Here is a 16,575-nt window from a genome sequence, read left to right as displayed (position 1 = left end):
CTCCGCAGATCATGCCCCGGGGTCTTTGGCAGGCTCAACCGCCTCCCGTATCCAGCGTTGCAGATGCATGATCGGGTGCTCTGAATTGACGCCGCATTCGGGATCAATCACGAGCGGGCCCGGGCGATATCCACGAGATTTAAGCCCGCGCTGGACGGACTCGACGAGATGGATATCTTCCTCAACCGTGGTCTGCCGGTCCTGAATGGCAAGTTTGCGCACCGTCGCGTTTTCGGCGCCTCCGGCAGAATACCAGCCGCGCCAGACAATGACGCGGTCGACACCAATGGAGCGCCAGTGATAGGTGTTGAGCACGTTGCCCGGATAGACCTGAAAACTGAACATCGGCCACAGAAACCAGCTCGAATACTGGTCATGGTGGGCAAAACCGGACTGGATATCATAAGTCATGTCGGCAAGGTTCTGGCATTCCGTCGTATGCCTCAGGCATTTCCCTTGCGGCTGGATATCATAGGTTTCGGGCTTGACAACACCATTTGAAAAGGTCGGATGGTTAAGCGAGCAATGGTAGCATTCCGAATAATTCTCAACCGAAACCTTCCAGTTGCATCTCTCTTCCACTTCCACCCATTCAAGGGGCCTGAGTTCAGCCCAGTTCGGCACCCATTCCATGAGCTCAGCCCGTGCATTCGGAAACCATTCGTCCATCGGGGCGGCATCCGGGTCGAGATTGATGAAAACGAAGCCGAGGAATTCTTCAGCCCGCACTTCGGTAAGGCAGATGCGTGACGTGTCCACGCCGTCGACGACATCGATATTTGGAGCTGTACGCAAGCTACCATCAAAATTATAGCTCCACGCATGATATGGGCAGACAATAGAAGGGGCGCGGCCACGGCCCTTGATCAGTTGGTGCGCGCGATGCTGGCAGACATTGTAGAAGACCCGGATTTCATCATCACGGCCGCGCATGGCAAAGAGACTCTCACCGGCAATCTCAAAACATATATAACTGCCCGGAGACGGGATGTCCGATGCATGGCAGCCAAACTGCCAGGTCTCGGAAAGCAGCCCTCGCTGCTCGATTTCGAAAATCTGCGGGTCGGTGTAAAACTGCGCTTCAAGCGACAGGATTGGCTGGCTCATTGACTGTCCTCAACATAAAGGCCGAGTTGATGTCGTCGTTGATGGAATTTCTCCACCCGATCAACAATTTCTTCACTGGCAACCGAAACAACAATCGATAAAAGGGTTTCCAGAAGTGCGACGATGCTGACCGAAGACGGAAAGAACTGCGGCGTCTCAACCGAAATGTTAAACCCGTGATCGGCACCACGGATAATCGGGCTGGCCGGGCTGTCGGAAATCCCGATAATGGTCATCCCCTGCTCGGCGGCGATTTTCACCGCCTCGACCACTTCAGTCCGGTAAGGCTTGCAGGTGATCGCAATCAGTACGTCCCTCTCATCCGCCCAGGCGAGATCATCCACCGGTGTTGATCCCGGGCGGGGGATGGCGTGAAACTGCACCATGCCCGTTGACGCCAGATAAGTGAAATTGCGCGCGTTGGAATTGTTGACACCAACTCCAAGTGTGTAGACATTGCGCGATTCCCAGATCGCGGTTGCCGCCGCTACCAGCTGTTCGATGGAAATGCCGGCAAAGGTCTCTTCGATATTGCTCAATGCGTGCTGGACCATATCGGCATAGACTTCGCCCAAAGCTCCCTTTTTCCGAACATCCTGAAGCCATCGGGCACGGTCAGGAAATTCCGCTGCCCCCTTGCGGATCGCATCACGGAACGGCGCGCGGAAATCATCATATCCCTTGAATCCTGCCTGCCGCGCCATCCGCACAACCGTGTTCGGATTCACCTTGGCGGCGCTGGCAATCTCACGCACGGTCAGCACCCCGACATCCTGGGGATTCTCAAGAACATATGTTGCCGCCTTCCGCACTTCAGGGGTGAGATCGGTCAACTCGCCGGCAAGACGCTCAAGAACAGGAAATAATACATTTGTCTCATTCATGATTGACTATGGTATATTTGTATTATTATGCTGTCCAGACTATATTTCTATGAGGCATGGTATGGCTGAAGAGAATTTTCCGGCGCAGGCAAAAGTGGTCATTGTTGGTGGCGGGGTGATGGGCTGCGGGCTGGCCTATCACCTAGCGCATGAAGGCTGGACCGATGTTGTCCTTCTCGAAAAGGCCGAGCTTACCAGCGGCAGCACCTGGCATGCGGCGGGGCAGATCACGCATTCAACCAGTTCGTTCGGTCTTGGCAAATGCGTCGATTACAACATCGGGCTCTATGCTGGTGGTCTTGAGGCCGAAACAGGACAGCCGGTGACATGGCATGGCTGCGGGTCCTTCCGGCTGGCCTATACAGAAGATGAGATGGATTGGCTCAGGCATACGCTTTCCGTGGGGCGGGCGCTTGGTTTCAATATTGAGCTTGTTGGCCCGGCCAGGGTGGCTGAATTGCATCCTTTCTATAATCTTGAAGGGGTGCTTGGCGCACTTCACACGCCTGATGATGGGCATGTCGATCCGTCCAATGTCACCATGGCGATGGCCATGGGGGCACGAAATCTTGGTGTCCGGATTATCCGGCGGTGCCGCGCCACGAACATCACCCAGTTGGCTTGTGGTGAGTGGCTTGTTGAAAGCGAAAAGGGGTCAATTCGTTGCGAGCATGTGGTCAATGCCGGCGGAACCTATGCACGCCAGATGGGGGAATGGTCTGGCTTGCAACTGCCCATGACGTCGATGACGCACCATTATTTTGTCACCGAACCGGTGCCTGAATTTGCTGATCTGGAACGCGAACTTCCGGTAATCCGAGACGACCGCAAGGTTTCAGGCTACATCCGCATGGAACAGAAGAGGGGGCTGATCGGGATTTATGAGAAGGAAAATCCGAACACTGTCTGGGAAGATCACTGCCCGTGGGATGCGGAAAACGAGCTTTTTGATCCTGATTACGAACGCGTCATGCCCTGGCTTGAAGAAAGCCTCAACCGGATGCCTGTCCTGGCAAATCTGGGGATCACCCGCGAGGTGCATGGGGCAATATCGCACCCGCCTGATGGCAACCCGTTGATCGGCCCGGCCCCGGGGGTTAGGAATTACTGGTGCTGTTGCGGCACCCAGATCGGCATCGGTTGGGGGCCGGGATTGACGCGTGAACTGGCACGCTGGATGGTTCATGGCGCCGCCGATATCTCCATGCGGGAGTATGACCCACGACGTTTTGGAAGCTACGCCACCAAGGAATGGCAGATCATCAAGGCAAAGGAGGATTACTGCCTGCGCCATGAAATCCCGTTTCCTCATTTCAATCGGCTGGCAGGAAGGCCGGTCAAGACTTCTCCTCTATATGAGCTGTTGAAGTCAAAAGGCGCGGTGCATGAGGAAGTTTACGGCTTTGAGCGGCCACGCTGGTTTGCCCGAGGAGGTGTTACGCAGAAAGATCACTACTCGTTCCGGCGGAATGAGGTGCATGACATGGTGGCGCATGAAGTCAGGGCCGTGCGCCAATCCGTTGGCATTATGGACATCACCGCCTTTACAAAAATTCTTGTCAGCGGGCCGGATGCGCATGATCTGCTTGACCGGCTTACCGCCAATAAATTGCCGTCAAGGGTGGGTGGGATTGCCCTTTCTCATATGCTGAACAGACGTGGACGGATTGAGGTTGAAACAACCATCCTGAAAATGAGCGAGGACTGCTATTATCTCGTCTGTGCGGCGTTTTTTGAGCAGCGACTTCTTGACCATCTTGAGCAGCACCGCCGCGATGAGAAGGTGACGATAGACGCACTTTCAGGCGACTGGTCGGCGCTGGCGATCAACGGCCCGATGACACGAGAGGTGCTCACCCAATGCACTGATGCACGGCTTGATAACGCAAATTACCGCTGGCTCACGGGTCAGGAAATAACGATCGCCGGTCATCAGGTCTGGGCACTCAGGATGTCCTATGCGGGCGAACTTGGCTGGGAGCTTCATATGCCAAACGCCGCCTGCCTTGATGTATACAAGGCGCTGACCCGAGCCGGAGAATCATACGGGATCACCGACTATGGATCATTCGCCATGAATGTGATGCGAATGGAGAAAGCCTTCAAGGGCGCAAGTGAACTGACCAATGAAGTCACCCTGCCCGAAGCAGGTGTGATGCGCTTTGTCCATAAAGACAAGGACTTTTTGGGCAAGGACGCCACCCTGGCCAATAGGAACAACCTTCCCTGGGTCTGCGCCTATCTGGAGATTGAACCTGATGGCGTAGAAGATGGAAATGGCGGGGAAGCGGTGCTCATGAATGATCAGGTGGTAGGCTCGACGGCGTCGGTTGTCTTTGGCCATACGGTCGGGAAAATTCTTGCCTTTGCCTATATCAAACCGTATGCCGCCGGGCCGGGCACAGCGCTTGAGGTTGTTATTGCAGGCAGAAGACGCTCCGCCATCGTGCTGGAAGGTCCGGTATATGACCCGGCAAGTCTACTGCCTCGGGCCGATCAAGGAAAGGAGGCGGTGGCATGACAACCCCTCGGACAATGCGGGCTATGGTGACCATGGGCCATGGCGGCCTGGACCAGATGGTCTTTCATGAAGACTGGCCTTGTCCTGCTCCTGCCCCGGGGGAAGTGCTCATCCGCGTTGGTGCCTGCGGGCTCAACAACACCGACGTGAACACGCGTTCGGGCTGGTATTCCAAGGCCGTGACCGAAGCGACCACCGGTGGCGCCTTTGCTGAAGTCAACAGCGAAGATCCCGCCTGGGGCGGCACCCCGATTGTCTTTCCCCGGATACAGGGCGCGGATGTCTGCGGTGAGATTGTCGATGTCGGCGAAGGCGTGGATCCATCCCGGATTGGGGAGAGGGTGATTACGGATAACTGGCTGCGTGATGAAAACGATCCAGACAACAAGAACAAGACTGGGTATTTTGGCTCGGAAAGTGATGGCGGTTTTGCCGAATATACGGTGATCCCGTCATCAAACGCTCTTGCGGTCAACTCCAGCCTTTCGGATGCGGAACTTGCTACCTTCTCCTGCTCGTATTCAACGGCAGAAGGGATGCTGACAAGGGCTGGGGTCACGGGCAAGGATACGGTGCTGGTGCCCGGAGCATCCGGAGGCGTCGGCAGCGCGCTTGTGCAACTGGCAAAACGTCGGGGTGCCCGCGTGATTGCTCTTGCCTCTGAAGCAAAGCAGCCAGAGGTAATAGCGCTGGGTGCGGCAAGGGTGCTACCGCGCGCGCCCACAAACCTCAAGGCGGAACTGAAGGGCGAAACCATCACCGTTGTGGCAGATATCGTCGGCGGACCTATATGGCCACAACTGATCGATGTCCTTGAGCGCGGCGGACGCTATACCTGTTCAGGTGCGATAGCCGGGCCAATGGTCGAGCTTGATCTGCGCACCTTTTACTTGCGTGACCTGACCTTTACCGGATCAACGGTGATAGATCCCGAAGTCATGACCAGGCTGGTTCGATATATCGAGGATGGATCGGTCAAACCGGTGCTGGCGGCAGTCTATCCGCTTGATCGGTTGCGGGAAGCGCAAGCCGCGTTCATCGAGAAAAAACATACCGGCAATATTGTGGTCTGCCCATGAAGATCACGCGCATCCGTATCTACAAGAAAGCTCTTCCTTATGTTGGCGGAACCTATGTCTGGGGAGCGGGTAACATGTTGAAGATTGCGATAGCATCGGTGGTGGTAATCGATACCGATGCCGGCCTTCAGGGATGCGGTGAATTCACGCCTTGCGGGGAAAATTACATGCGCGCTCATTCTGAGGGCGTTGAGGCGCTGGCAAGGCTTGTTGCACCATCATTGCTTGGCGAAGATCCCCGTCAGGTGACAAAAATCGAACGACTGATGGATCATCTTATAGAGGGACATGGCTATGCCAAGGCACCTTTTGATGCCGCCTGCTGGGATATTCTGGGGCAGGCAAGCGATCAGCCGCTATGGATGCTGATGGGTGGAAAACTGACCGATGGGGCACCGATGTATCGGGTCGCGCCGCAGAAACCACTTGAGGAAACAAAAGCCGAAATGGCAGCCCATCGTTCACAAGGGTACCGGCAGTTCCAGATCAAGGTTGGGATGGATTGGGCTGAAGATATCCACCGCATCCGCGCGGGGGTGGAGCTTCTATTGCCGGGAGAGAAGGCCATGGCGGATGCTAATCAGGGATGGCGGGTGGACAACGCCATCCGTGTTGTGCGGGCCACCAGGGATCTCGATTATATCCTCGAACAACCCTGTAAAACATACGCGGAATGCCAGCAGGTGCGACGGGTGGCAACGCAACCGATGAAACTTGACGAATGCCTGACGGGGATGGAGGTGGCGCAACAGATCGTCCATGATCGCGGCGCGGAAATCTGCTGCCTCAAGATTTCCAATCTTGGCGGGTTGAGCAAGGCCCGGCGCGTGCGCGACTATCTGGTGGAAAACCGCATGCCCGTTGTTGCCGAAGATACATGGGGTGGCGAAATTACCACCGCAGTGGTGGCGCATTTCGCGGCATCAACGCCAGAGGAGTTTCTGATCAACTCAACGGACCTGATGAATTACAACACAGCCAGCACAGGTAAAGGCGGCCCCGAGGTTCTGGATGGAAAGCTTTTTGCGAGCGATGCCCCCGGGCTTGGTGTGGTGCCGGACTTTGAAAGTCTGGGCGCTCCAGTGGCTACCTATTGGGTTGCGCCATGAAGATCAAACGAATTACTGTATATCAGGTTGATCTGCCGCTTGAGCATCCCTACTGGCTTTCCGGTGGGCGGCTGAAGTTTGAAGTGCTGGACGCAACCCTGGTCAAGGTTGAAACTGATGAAGGTCTCGTCGGCTGGGGGGAGGGCACGCCCTGGGGGCACACTTATGTCCCCGCCCACGGACCGGGTATCAGGGCCGGGATTGAGACCATGGCACCTTTCATCCTCGGGCTTGACCCCCGCCGGTATCTTGATGTGGAACGCGCCATGGACCTTTCACTTCCTGGCCATCTTTACGCCAAATCCCCCATAGATATGGCTTGCTGGGATATAGCCGGGCAGGCGGCGGGATTGCCGATCGCTGACCTGATGGGTGGCGGATCACGCACCCCGCGTCCGATCGCTTCATCGGTAGGTGCCAAGACAGTAGAGGAAACCCGGGAGGTAATTGAACGATATCGGGCGCGAGGCTACATTGCCCACTCGGTCAAGATCGGCGGCAATGTTGAACGTGACATTGCCCGTATCCGTGATGTTGAAGAGATCCGCAAGCCAGGCGAGATCGTGCTCTATGACGTTAATCGCGGCTGGACCCGCCAGCAGGCGCTGCGGGTGCTGAGCGCGGTTGAAGACCTGAATATCATGGTCGAGCAACCCGGAGAAACCCTGGACGATATCGCCTCCATTTCAGGTAAACACTCAACCCCCGTCAGCGTGGATGAGTGTCTGGTCACCCTGCAGGATGCGGCGCGGGTGGCCCGGGAGGGGCTGGCGGAGATATTCGGGATCAAACTCAATCGGGTGGGCGGGCTGACCAAGGCTGCCCGCATGCGGGATATCGCTCTTGCCCATGGTATAGACATGTTCATCATGGCTACGGGTGGTTCTGTCTTGGCCGACACCGAAGCCCTGCATCTGGCCGCAACCATCCCCGATGCGAACTGTCACGCGGTATGGGCGTGCCAGGACATGCTGACCGTGGATATCGCCGGTGGTCGCGGGCCGCGGAACAGGGATGGCCATCTTCAACTGCCTGAGGTTCCGGGTCTTGGGGTGCATCCTGATGAAGGCAGTCTTGGCAATCCTTTAATGGTGTTCAAATGAAAATAAAGCGCATTTCCATCTGGCATATTCCGCTTACCAGCCATGAGACCTATTACATGGCAGAAGGCAAGACCTGCGCGACGGTCGAAACCGTTGTTCTTTCGATTGAGACGACCTGCGGCAGACGCGGCTGGGGTGAGGCCTGCCCCATCCCGCACTATCTGCCTGCCTATGCCCGGGGTATTGCTCCGGCCGTTGCCGAACTTGCCCCGGTCTTGCTGGGCAGTGACCCAATAGGCCCGGAAGCGGTAATGGGGAAAGTCGATGCCCATCTTCAAGGTCATCCTTACGTCAAGTCACCGCTGGATATGGCGCTTTGGGATCTTACCTCACAGGTGGCAGATCTGCCTCTTCATGCCCTTATTGGCGGCAGGCGGCAGGCGGATATGCCGCTCTATCATTCGATCACCTGTATCGCCCCTGAAGAGATGGCACGCATCGCCCGTGATGCCCAGAAAGAGGGCATCACGCAGTTTCAGGTGAAGCTTGGCGCAGATCAGAATTGGGAGGCAGATGCTGCACGTCTTTCCCTGGTGCGTGAAGCGGTCGGTGCTGGGCCTCTTGTTTATGGGGACTGGAACTGCGGCGCAACCCAGCTTGATGCAAGCCGGGTCGGCCGAGCGGTTTCAGGGCTTGATATCATGCTGGAACAGCCGTGCCGGACGATGGCTGAATGCGCAATGGTGCGAGCGGCAACAGGTTTGCCGATGAAGCTCGACGAATCCGCCTATGATACCGCCTCTCTTCTCGAAGGGTATCGCCTTGGCATCATGGATGCGGTGGCGCTCAAATTATCGAAATTTGGCGGGATTTCAGCAATGCGGCGGGCGCGTGATCTCTGCCTGCATCTCGGGGCCAGAATGTGTATTGAAGACACCTGGGGCAGTGATATCACCACCGCTGCTGCCCTGCATCTCGGGATTACAACGGAACCGGGACGATTGCTTAATGTCTGTGATCTTTCCGGCTATGTGGGGCCGCGACTGGATCCGGCAGCACCGTCACGCAAAGGAGGGCGCATCACCGCCCCTGAAGGCGCAGGCCTTGGCGTGAAGCCTGATCTTGATCTCCTCGGGCCAGCGGATGTGATAGTGGACTGAACAGATGAAAAAAATACATACGCAGGATGAATGGATTGCCCGGGCAAAAGAGGTGCTTCCCGCAGGTGGATTTGGGAACTTTGATCACAGCGTTATCATCTCACACGGGAAGGGAAGCCATGTCTGGGATGAAGACGGCACCCAATACATAGATTATCTGATCGGCTCAGGGCCGATGCTGCTTGGCCATGGTCATCCGGAAGTGCTTGAGGCAGTCCTGGAACAACTGCCCCTGGGGATGACCTTCTTTGCCAATAATTCACGCGGGATTGAGTTGGCTGCCGCCATTTGCGAGGCTTCTCCTTGTGTGGAGCAGGTCAGGTTTGTTGCCTCAGGGGGCGAAGCGGACATGTATGCCATCCGCCTTGCGCGGGCCTATACCGGCAAGGACAGGATCGTGAAATTTGAAGGCGGGTATCATGGGATGAGCGCCGAAGCGCAGATGAGCCTTGCCCCTTCGCGTGAAGTCAACTTTCCTCGGCCGGTGCCAGACAGTGCCGGCATCCCCCGGAGTGTGGCAGAGCAGATGCTGATCGCTCCCTTCAACGATCTTGATGCCGTGGCCTCGCTACTGGCCGAGCACGATGACATTGCCGCAATCATTGTCGAACCCCTGCAACGTATCATCCCGCCAAAGCCCGGGTTCCTCGAAGGATTGCGCTCGCTTGCAGATCGTCATCACGTCGTGCTGATTTTTGATGAGATTGTCACCGGGTTTAGGCTTGCTTATGGCGGAGCCCAGGAATATTACGGCGTGGTGCCGGATATCTGTACCCTTGGAAAAATCATTGGGGGCGGGTTTCCGCTCGCAGCGCTTGGCGCGAGTGCTGAAATCATGCGGCATTTTGACAAGACGGTTGTTGGTGGTGATAAGTGGCTGATGCAGCTTGGCACGCTGTCAGGCAATCCGGTGGCGTCGGTTGCCGGACTCAAGACAATGGAAATTCTGCGTCGTCCGGGCAGTTATGAGCAATTGCGCAACAGCGGATCACGTGTCCAGGAGATGCTTTCAGATGCGCTTTCCGGGGCCGGAATTGATCATCGGATATGCGGTGATGCTTCGCTTTTTGATATCCTCTTCACCGATCAGGATCCGGTCGATTACCGAAGCGCCAAGCATAAGGATCCTGAAGATGGCGTTGTCTATAACACTATTCTCCGCGCCCAAGGTATCCTGAAGTCGCCGAGCAAGTTTTATCCATCACTTGCCCTGACCGAAGAAGACCTTGCCCGGACCAAAGAGGCGGTTCAGCATGCCGCCTCCGCTCTCGCCGCAAGAGCCTAGCCGGAAAGATTATTGTTTTCTTTTCCCGGTCTCTCATGCGAGACTTTTAATCATGGTGTGCGGTCGATGCATAGGCGATAGCGCAACTAGGGCATTATTTTTCATCTCCAGGGTGATCGCATGAATGAAGAGTTCAGGGAAAAACTATCATACTGCAACAAACCTCTCAATGAGGCCTGGTCACTGCCGCCTGCGGCCTATACCGATCCTGCTGTTCTTGATGTTGAGGTGGATCGGATTTTCCGCCGCCACTGGATCTGTCTTGGCCGGGCGGATCAGGTGGCTGGCGAAGGCGAGTATATGTGCCTTGATTTTGCTGGCCAGTCTATCATCCTGATCAGGGATAAGGGTGGGAATTTGCGTGCTTTTGCCAATACCTGCCGGCATCGCGGGGCGCGTCTTCTTGATGGCGCTGGCCGGATTGCCGGTATTCGTTGCCCGTTCCATAGCTGGGCCTATAAACTTGATGGCAGTCTCGCTGGCGCCCCGCATATGGAGGCGGCAAACGGCTTCTGCAAATCAGATTTTAGCCTGATCAGTTATCATGTGACTGAACGCCTTGGCTTTATCTTTGTCTGCCTGGCTGAGACAGCACCGGATCTGAATGAAGCACTGGGCGATTTTACCGCCATCCATGCTCCATGGCCTGTTGAAAATCTAATCTCGACGCGCCGCCAGCGATTTGAGGTCGAGTGTAACTGGAAGGCTTTCCTTGAAGTGTTCAATGAGTATTATCATCTCCCCTTTGTTCATCCGGACTCGATCGATGATCTCTATGCAACGCCTGATCCGGGTGATGAGGTTCAAGGGAATTTTGCAACCCAGTTTGGCTCCACCGAAGGCACGGGAGCGCTTCTGCAGACAACCCAAGAGAAGCCGCTCCCCCTCATGCCAGGGCTCAAGGACAGGGAAGCTGCGGGTGTACGTTACACCTGGATCTTCCCCAACATGACTTTTGCGGCAGGCGTTGATGCTTTATGGATGTATGAGGCGTATCCTCTTGCGGCCAACCGATGCCTAGTCTATCAAACAGCCTGCTTCCCGCCGGAAACAGTCCAGCAGAATGATTTCGAAGATCGGGTAAAAGCCTACTACCACCGCCTTGATGCCGCCCTTGATGAAGATATTCCGGCCCTTGTCAATCAGCAGCGGGGGCTTAGTGATCCTAATGCAAGACAAGGCCGGTTTCAGCCCCTGCTTGAGCCGAATGTTGCGAGTTTCGCGAAATGGTACGCGAGGGAGATGAGCTGATCAAATCATCCCGGTTGAGTGATCTGGGCAGGGATGCTTAGTTTCTCGTCAACGCCGTATTTTTCCATCAATGCCTCAATAAAACCGCTGCCGATCAGATCAGTGATCAGGGTATCAAGGAAGCGGCGTGCATCCGGGTTTCCTTTTTTTATCCCGACGGATTGCTTGATCCCGGTGAAAGGCGGCTCGATAATTTTGAAATCCGGGTTTGCAGCTATCTCTTCTAGCAGTTTTGGCTTCAGGCTTGCCAGCACATCTGCCTTGTCATCCTTGAAATCCTGATGCGATCGGGCAATGGATTCCGATCTGATCATAGAGGCACGCGTGAAGTTTTCCGTGAGCCAGAGGTCATATGCACTGCGCTCATAGGCGGCGATCCTGACACCATCTTTATCAACATCGGTATTGCTGGTGAAGGCAGCATCCTTGCGGGTCAGGAAATTTGCATCAATCTGGACATAGGGCAGGCTGAAATCGATCTGTTGCGCTCGCTCGGCTTCGGCGGCAATGTTGGCAATGTCCCATTCGTCGTCACGAACTGCATCAGCCAGCGCCCCCGGACTTTCATAAGGTATCATTTCGCAAGGGACACCTATCTCAGCGGCAATCCTTCTGGCCAGATCAGGTGAGACGCCTTCCAATGTGCCATCTGGTCGTATGCCTGATACCAGAAGAAAATTCGCCATATTTATGCCGGCGCGTAGCACCCCTTTGGGAGCTAATGCATCAATGATTTCTTTATTCATTGCCAACTCCTGACCTGGATACTTTATGATGCCTTAATTCATCCATCGCACGCATGGCAAAAAAAATCAAAACTCCATTTCCGCATTGCAGAGGTTTTGACCTTTTCAAAGAATGCAAGATTGCCCTTTATCAAGGTTTATATCAGAATAAACCTCAACGTGGTCAAAGGCTGCCATACATGAAGGATGAGGCAGGCAAAACGGTGGATACCTCAAACTCCTCGAGAGAGCATAATTCTACTCGGGCTGGCCGCCCCAGCCGGAATGGGCGTGGTGGAAGAAGGGCTGGAGGGCAAAAGCCTGAGGGTGATCCCCGGGTCTCACTTTCCAATCAGCGCATCATCGGCCGTGGCGGCAATCTCAACCCGCTGGATGAGGCGGGGGTTGCGGCTATTGATGCAACAGCAAGGAAGCTTCTTTCAGAAACCGGGCTTGCCGGTGCCCCACCGGCGGCGGTTGAACTGGCCCGGGCGGCAGGCGGCAGGCTGGATGACCGGGGGCGGCTTCTCTTTCCCGAAAAGCTGATTGAGGCGGCGCTCGCCGGACTGCATCGCAAGATCACCCTTTATGGCCGCGATGGCGACACCGATCTTGAACTTGCGGCAGGCAACGTTCATGTCGGCACGGGCGGGGCCTCGCCATTGATCTATGACAACGTGCTTGGCCGCTATCGTGAAAGCACCCTTGCCGATATCTACAACGCCGCAAGGCTGGTTGACACCTTGCCTCATATCCATTTCTTCAGCCGGCCTTTAGTAGCGAGGGATATGCCGGATCAGCGTCATCTCGATATCAACACCGCCTATGCCAGTCTCGCGGGCACACGCAAACATGTGATTGTCAGCGCCGGTACTCCGGAAAACGTGCGTGATATCGCCCGCATATGTTATCAGCTGGCAGGCTCGGAAGAAGATTTCCGGGCGCGGCCTTTCCTTTCGCTCAACATCAATCATGTGGTCCCGCCGCTTCGTTTTGATGGCGAGGCGGTACTGGTCCTGATCGAAGCGGTCCGTTGCGGCATTCCGGTGATGGCCAATACCTTTGGCCAGCTCGGCGCGTCAAGCCCGGTGACGATTGCGGGATGCGTGGCACAGACGACAGCGGAGACGCTGGCGGGGATGATCCTTGCCTTTCTGGTGGACTCCAAGGCCAGGGTGGTGTTCGGCCCTCGCCCGATGATCACCGATCTGCGCACCGGCGGTATGGCCGGCGGTAGTGGCGAGCAGGCGTTGCTCACCGCGGCCTCAATGCAAATGGCAAGGTTTTATGGTCTGCCCTCCTCCACCATTGCAGGCGCCACGGACAGCAAAATCCCGGATGCCCAGAGCGGGTATGAGAAATGCCTGACCGTTGCACAGACGGTGCAGGCAGGGGCCAATATCATCACCCAGGCATGCGGCGCGCAGGCGGCCCTGATGGGGATCTCGCTTGCCGCCATGGTGATTGACAACGATATGCTGGGCGCGATCCTGAGGGCGACGGCGAAAGTGGATATCTCGCCGGAAACCCTTAATGCCACGTCCATTGACGCGGTGGCGACAGGGGCGGGTCATTTTCTGGGTGAGGCGGATACCTATGCCCGGATGCACACCGATTTTCTCTACCCGGAAATTGCCGACCGCAGCAGTATTGAGGCATGGCAGGAAGCAGGAAGTCCGGATATCCGAAAGGTGGCGGAAGATCGCGTCAGCCAGATCCTTCTATCGCACTGTCCTTGCTATATCGACCCGCTGAGCGATGAGACCCTGAGGGGAGAGTTGCCAATCCGCCTTGCATTATCTTTGGGGTAATCTCATGTCGGCAGATGAATAACTCTTGAAATTCTCATTTCCGGTCCTTGTTCTCCCAATGATTCCATGATGTAATCTGGTCAAATTGATACCAGTGTAATCGGGAGATCTATCATGCCTGAGATACAGAAAGAAGAAACGACCACAAGCAAACCTCTGCCTTCCCATGCACAAGTGGTGGTGATCGGTGGCGGGGTAGTCGGCTGTTCAATTCTGTTTCATCTGGCGAAATTCGGCTGGAAAGACGTGGTGCTGCTGGAACGCGATGAGCTGACTTCAGGCTCCAGCTGGCACGCGGCGGGCCAGATCCACACGATCAGCTCAGACCCGAATATCAGCCGATTGCAGAGCTACACGATTGATCTTTATAAGGAAATCGAGGAAACATCCGGCCATTCGGTTGGCCTTCATATCACCGGTGGTTTCTACGCCGCCTCCACCAAGGAATGGTATGATTATCTGAAACGTGAACGCTCCAAGGCGCGCTATATGGGCCTGCATCAGGAATTCATCAGCCCAAAAGAACTTGGTGAACGCCATCCGCTGATTGATCCGAAACATTACTATGCTGCGCTCTGGGATGATCAGGATGGTGATCTTGACCCGTCTGGCGCGACCTATGCTTTTGCCAAATCTGCCCGGGTTCATGGCGCGCAGTATTTCACTCATACCCCGGTTACCGCCGTCAGCCAGCGCCCCGATGGCAGTTGGGATGTGACGACACCCAAGGGCCAGATCAACGCTGAGCAGATTATCAATTGCGGTGGGCTCTGGGCGCGTGAAGTCGGGCATATGGCGGGGATTCACCTGCCGGTTCAGCCGATGGAACATCACTACCTCATCACTGAAGATATAGCCGAGATTACCGAACGCATGACCCCGGGCGGTGCCGGTCGTCTTCCTGCCGGGATCGACTACGAAGCCAATATCTATTTCCGCCAGGAGCGTCAGGGGATGCTGCTTGGCACCTATGAGCCTAAATCCACTCCATGGAAGGTGGAAGGCACGCCCTGGGATTTCGGCCATGAGCTTTTAAATCCTGATCTCGACCGTATCGCTGACCGGCTGGAAATGTCTTTTGAACGCATTCCCGCGATCGGCAATGCAGGGATCAAGAATATCATCAACGGACCTTTTACCTTTGGGCCTGACGGCAACCCGATGATCGGCCCCGTGCCGGGGATGAAGAATTACTGGGTTGCGGTGGGCGTCATGGCCGGGTTCTGCCAGGGCGGGGGTGTCGGCCTTACAATGGCGGAATGGATGATTGACGGCGAGCCGTCCATCGATGTCTGGGCCATGGACGTGGCCCGCTTTGGTGAATTTGCTACCCCGGAATGGGGCACGATCAAGTCGTCAGAGAATTACGAACGCCGTTTTGTCATGACCTTCCCCAATGAGACGCTACCCAAAGGCCGGATGCAGAAGACCACCGCGCTTCATGACCGGCTGGCGGCGAAAGGTGCATTGATGGGGCAGGGCTTCGGGCTTGAAAACGCGCTCTGGTTTGCTGATGGGCCCGAAGATGCCCATGAGGCCCCGACCTTTGAGCGCAACCGGAGCCACGACTATGTTGCGCGGGAAGTCAAGGCCGTGCAGAATGATGTCGGCGGGGTTGAGATTGCCAATTTTGCCAAGCATGAATTCAAGGGCGCGGGCGCAAGGGCGTATCTTGACCGGACGCTGGCTGGATATATCCCGAAACCTGGGCGGCTCACCCTTACCCCCATGCTGACGCCGAAAGGCAAGCTCTATGGTGATCTTACGGTGGCCTGCCTTGCTGATGATCACTTCATGCTTTTTGGCTCAGGCGCTATGCAGGAAGCGCATCGCCGCTGGTTTGAAAAGGATCTTCCCGAGGAGGTGTCTTACGCCAATGTCTCGGACGACTGGCATGGTATTGCGCTATCGGGGCCGAAGTCAAGGGAACTGCTTCAACGCCTGACCCGTCAGGATGTAAGTGCGGAAACCTTCAAGTTCCGTGACTTGTGCCAGTGTTTTGTCGCCGGCGTGCCGGTGATCCTCAATCGGATCAGCTTTTCAGGTGAGCTTGGTTATGAGATTTACTGCCGCCCGCCCTATCTCCTCAGGCTTGCTGAAGCCATTGAGGAAGCAGGGGCAGATCTCGGCTATCGCTGGTACGGGGCGCGCGCACTCATGTCGATGCGGCTTGAAAAAGGCTGGGGGGCGTGGACGCTCGAATACCGGCCGGATTTCAACGCCGTCGAATCCGGCATGGATATCTTCATCAACTGGAACAAGGATTTTGTCGGCAAGGATGCCACATTGAAGGCGCGTAACGAAAGTCCGGCCCAGAAACTTGTCACCATGGTGATTGATGTGGATGGCATTGATGTGTCCAACGACGAGGCGATCCTCAAAGATGGGGAAGCAGTGGGCTATGTCTCCTCCGGCGGGTATGCGCATCGGGTAGGCAAATCCATGGCGATGGGATATGTGAAAGCTGACTGCGTTGGCGCGGGCACCAGGTTGCAGGTGGAAATCCTTGGTGAGCTCTATGATGCAGAAGTCCTCGCCGGACCCATCTACGATGCCAACGGCGCCAATATGCGCGGGTGAGATGAACTTGAAGTTGGGAG

The 16,575-nt window shown here is 55.9% G+C and carries 12 protein-coding genes; 9 read left to right on the top strand and 3 right to left on the bottom strand.

Annotation, left to right across the window (positions count from 1 at the left end):
* Positions 1-9 precede the first annotated feature (9 nt).
* Together AB8880_10495 and AB8880_10490 are read right to left on the bottom strand one after the other, a co-directional pair.
* Positions 10-1,107, bottom strand: coding sequence for an aromatic ring-hydroxylating dioxygenase subunit alpha (locus AB8880_10495; protein ID XDZ65344.1), 1,098 nt, complete (start codon positions 1,105-1,107; stop codon positions 10-12).
* The gene (locus tag AB8880_10490) at positions 1,104-1,991 is read right to left on the bottom strand and encodes a MurR/RpiR family transcriptional regulator (GenBank protein ID XDZ65343.1); all 888 of its coding nucleotides are present in this window, start codon (positions 1,989-1,991) and stop codon (positions 1,104-1,106) included. Before AB8880_10490 ends, AB8880_10495 begins: the two co-directional genes overlap by 4 nt.
* A gap of 61 nt (positions 1,992-2,052) precedes the next feature.
* Here AB8880_10490 and AB8880_10485 point away from each other — a divergent pair, with 61 nt between their 5' ends.
* The 7 genes from AB8880_10485 (at position 2,053) to AB8880_10455 (ending at position 11,439) form a co-directional block, all read left to right on the top strand.
* Entirely contained in the window at positions 2,053-4,512 is a 2,460-nt protein-coding gene (locus AB8880_10485; GenBank protein XDZ65342.1) for an FAD-dependent oxidoreductase, read from the top strand.
* Complete coding sequence (locus AB8880_10480) at positions 4,509-5,591, top strand: alcohol dehydrogenase family protein (protein ID XDZ65341.1); 1,083 nt, start codon at positions 4,509-4,511, stop codon at positions 5,589-5,591. The genes AB8880_10485 and AB8880_10480 overlap by 4 nt, the downstream gene beginning before the upstream one ends.
* The gene (locus AB8880_10475; GenBank protein XDZ65340.1) at positions 5,588-6,700 is read left to right on the top strand and encodes a mandelate racemase/muconate lactonizing enzyme family protein; all 1,113 of its coding nucleotides are present in this window, start codon (positions 5,588-5,590) and stop codon (positions 6,698-6,700) included. Before AB8880_10480 ends, AB8880_10475 begins: the two co-directional genes overlap by 4 nt.
* Positions 6,697-7,803: a mandelate racemase/muconate lactonizing enzyme family protein gene (locus AB8880_10470; protein XDZ65339.1), complete on the top strand. Its 1,107-nt coding sequence runs from the start codon at positions 6,697-6,699 to the stop codon at positions 7,801-7,803. Before AB8880_10475 ends, AB8880_10470 begins: the two co-directional genes overlap by 4 nt.
* Positions 7,800-8,903, top strand: coding sequence for a mandelate racemase/muconate lactonizing enzyme family protein (locus tag AB8880_10465; protein ID XDZ65338.1), 1,104 nt, complete (start codon positions 7,800-7,802; stop codon positions 8,901-8,903). The genes AB8880_10470 and AB8880_10465 overlap by 4 nt, the downstream gene beginning before the upstream one ends.
* Positions 8,904-8,907: 4 nt before the next feature.
* Entirely contained in the window at positions 8,908-10,188 is a 1,281-nt protein-coding gene (locus AB8880_10460; protein XDZ65337.1) for an aspartate aminotransferase family protein, read from the top strand.
* Between the two features lie 120 nt (positions 10,189-10,308).
* Positions 10,309-11,439, top strand: coding sequence for an aromatic ring-hydroxylating dioxygenase subunit alpha (locus tag AB8880_10455; protein ID XDZ65336.1), 1,131 nt, complete (start codon positions 10,309-10,311; stop codon positions 11,437-11,439).
* 5 nt (positions 11,440-11,444) lie between these two features.
* On the opposite strand, the gene AB8880_10450 is transcribed toward AB8880_10455, so the two are convergent.
* A complete protein-coding gene (locus tag AB8880_10450) occupies positions 11,445-12,185 on the bottom strand; it encodes a transporter substrate-binding domain-containing protein (GenBank protein XDZ65335.1) in 741 nt (246 codons plus the stop codon).
* Positions 12,186-12,364: 179 nt separating this feature from the next.
* Between AB8880_10450 and AB8880_10445 the strand changes: the two genes are divergently transcribed.
* Positions 12,365-13,975: a trimethylamine methyltransferase family protein gene (locus AB8880_10445; GenBank protein ID XDZ65334.1), complete on the top strand. Its 1,611-nt coding sequence runs from the start codon at positions 12,365-12,367 to the stop codon at positions 13,973-13,975.
* A 114-nt stretch (positions 13,976-14,089) separates the two neighbouring features.
* Positions 14,090-16,555 (top strand): FAD-dependent oxidoreductase, encoded by a 2,466-nt coding sequence (locus AB8880_10440; protein ID XDZ65333.1) that lies wholly within the window; start codon positions 14,090-14,092, stop codon positions 16,553-16,555.
* Positions 16,556-16,575: the final 20 nt, after the last annotated feature.

Source organism: Alphaproteobacteria bacterium LSUCC0684 (assembly GCA_041228335.1).
In the GTDB taxonomy this organism is placed as follows: Bacteria; Pseudomonadota; Alphaproteobacteria; order Puniceispirillales; family UBA1172.
This window is presented reverse-complemented; position numbering and strand designations above follow the sequence as displayed.

Coding starts and splice junctions, on each gene's coding strand:
- AB8880_10495 (XDZ65344.1), bottom strand. CDS start 1,107: ATGAGCCAGCCAATCCTGTCGCTTGAAGCGCAGTTTTACACCGACCCG.
- AB8880_10490 (XDZ65343.1), bottom strand. CDS start 1,991: ATGAATGAGACAAATGTATTATTTCCTGTTCTTGAGCGTCTTGCCGGC.
- AB8880_10485 (XDZ65342.1), top strand. CDS start 2,053: ATGGCTGAAGAGAATTTTCCGGCGCAGGCAAAAGTGGTCATTGTTGGT.
- AB8880_10480 (XDZ65341.1), top strand. CDS start 4,509: ATGACAACCCCTCGGACAATGCGGGCTATGGTGACCATGGGCCATGGC.
- AB8880_10475 (XDZ65340.1), top strand. CDS start 5,588: ATGAAGATCACGCGCATCCGTATCTACAAGAAAGCTCTTCCTTATGTT.
- AB8880_10470 (XDZ65339.1), top strand. CDS start 6,697: ATGAAGATCAAACGAATTACTGTATATCAGGTTGATCTGCCGCTTGAG.
- AB8880_10465 (XDZ65338.1), top strand. CDS start 7,800: ATGAAAATAAAGCGCATTTCCATCTGGCATATTCCGCTTACCAGCCAT.
- AB8880_10460 (XDZ65337.1), top strand. CDS start 8,908: ATGAAAAAAATACATACGCAGGATGAATGGATTGCCCGGGCAAAAGAG.
- AB8880_10455 (XDZ65336.1), top strand. CDS start 10,309: ATGAATGAAGAGTTCAGGGAAAAACTATCATACTGCAACAAACCTCTC.
- AB8880_10450 (XDZ65335.1), bottom strand. CDS start 12,185: ATGAATAAAGAAATCATTGATGCATTAGCTCCCAAAGGGGTGCTACGC.
- AB8880_10445 (XDZ65334.1), top strand. CDS start 12,365: ATGAAGGATGAGGCAGGCAAAACGGTGGATACCTCAAACTCCTCGAGA.
- AB8880_10440 (XDZ65333.1), top strand. CDS start 14,090: ATGCCTGAGATACAGAAAGAAGAAACGACCACAAGCAAACCTCTGCCT.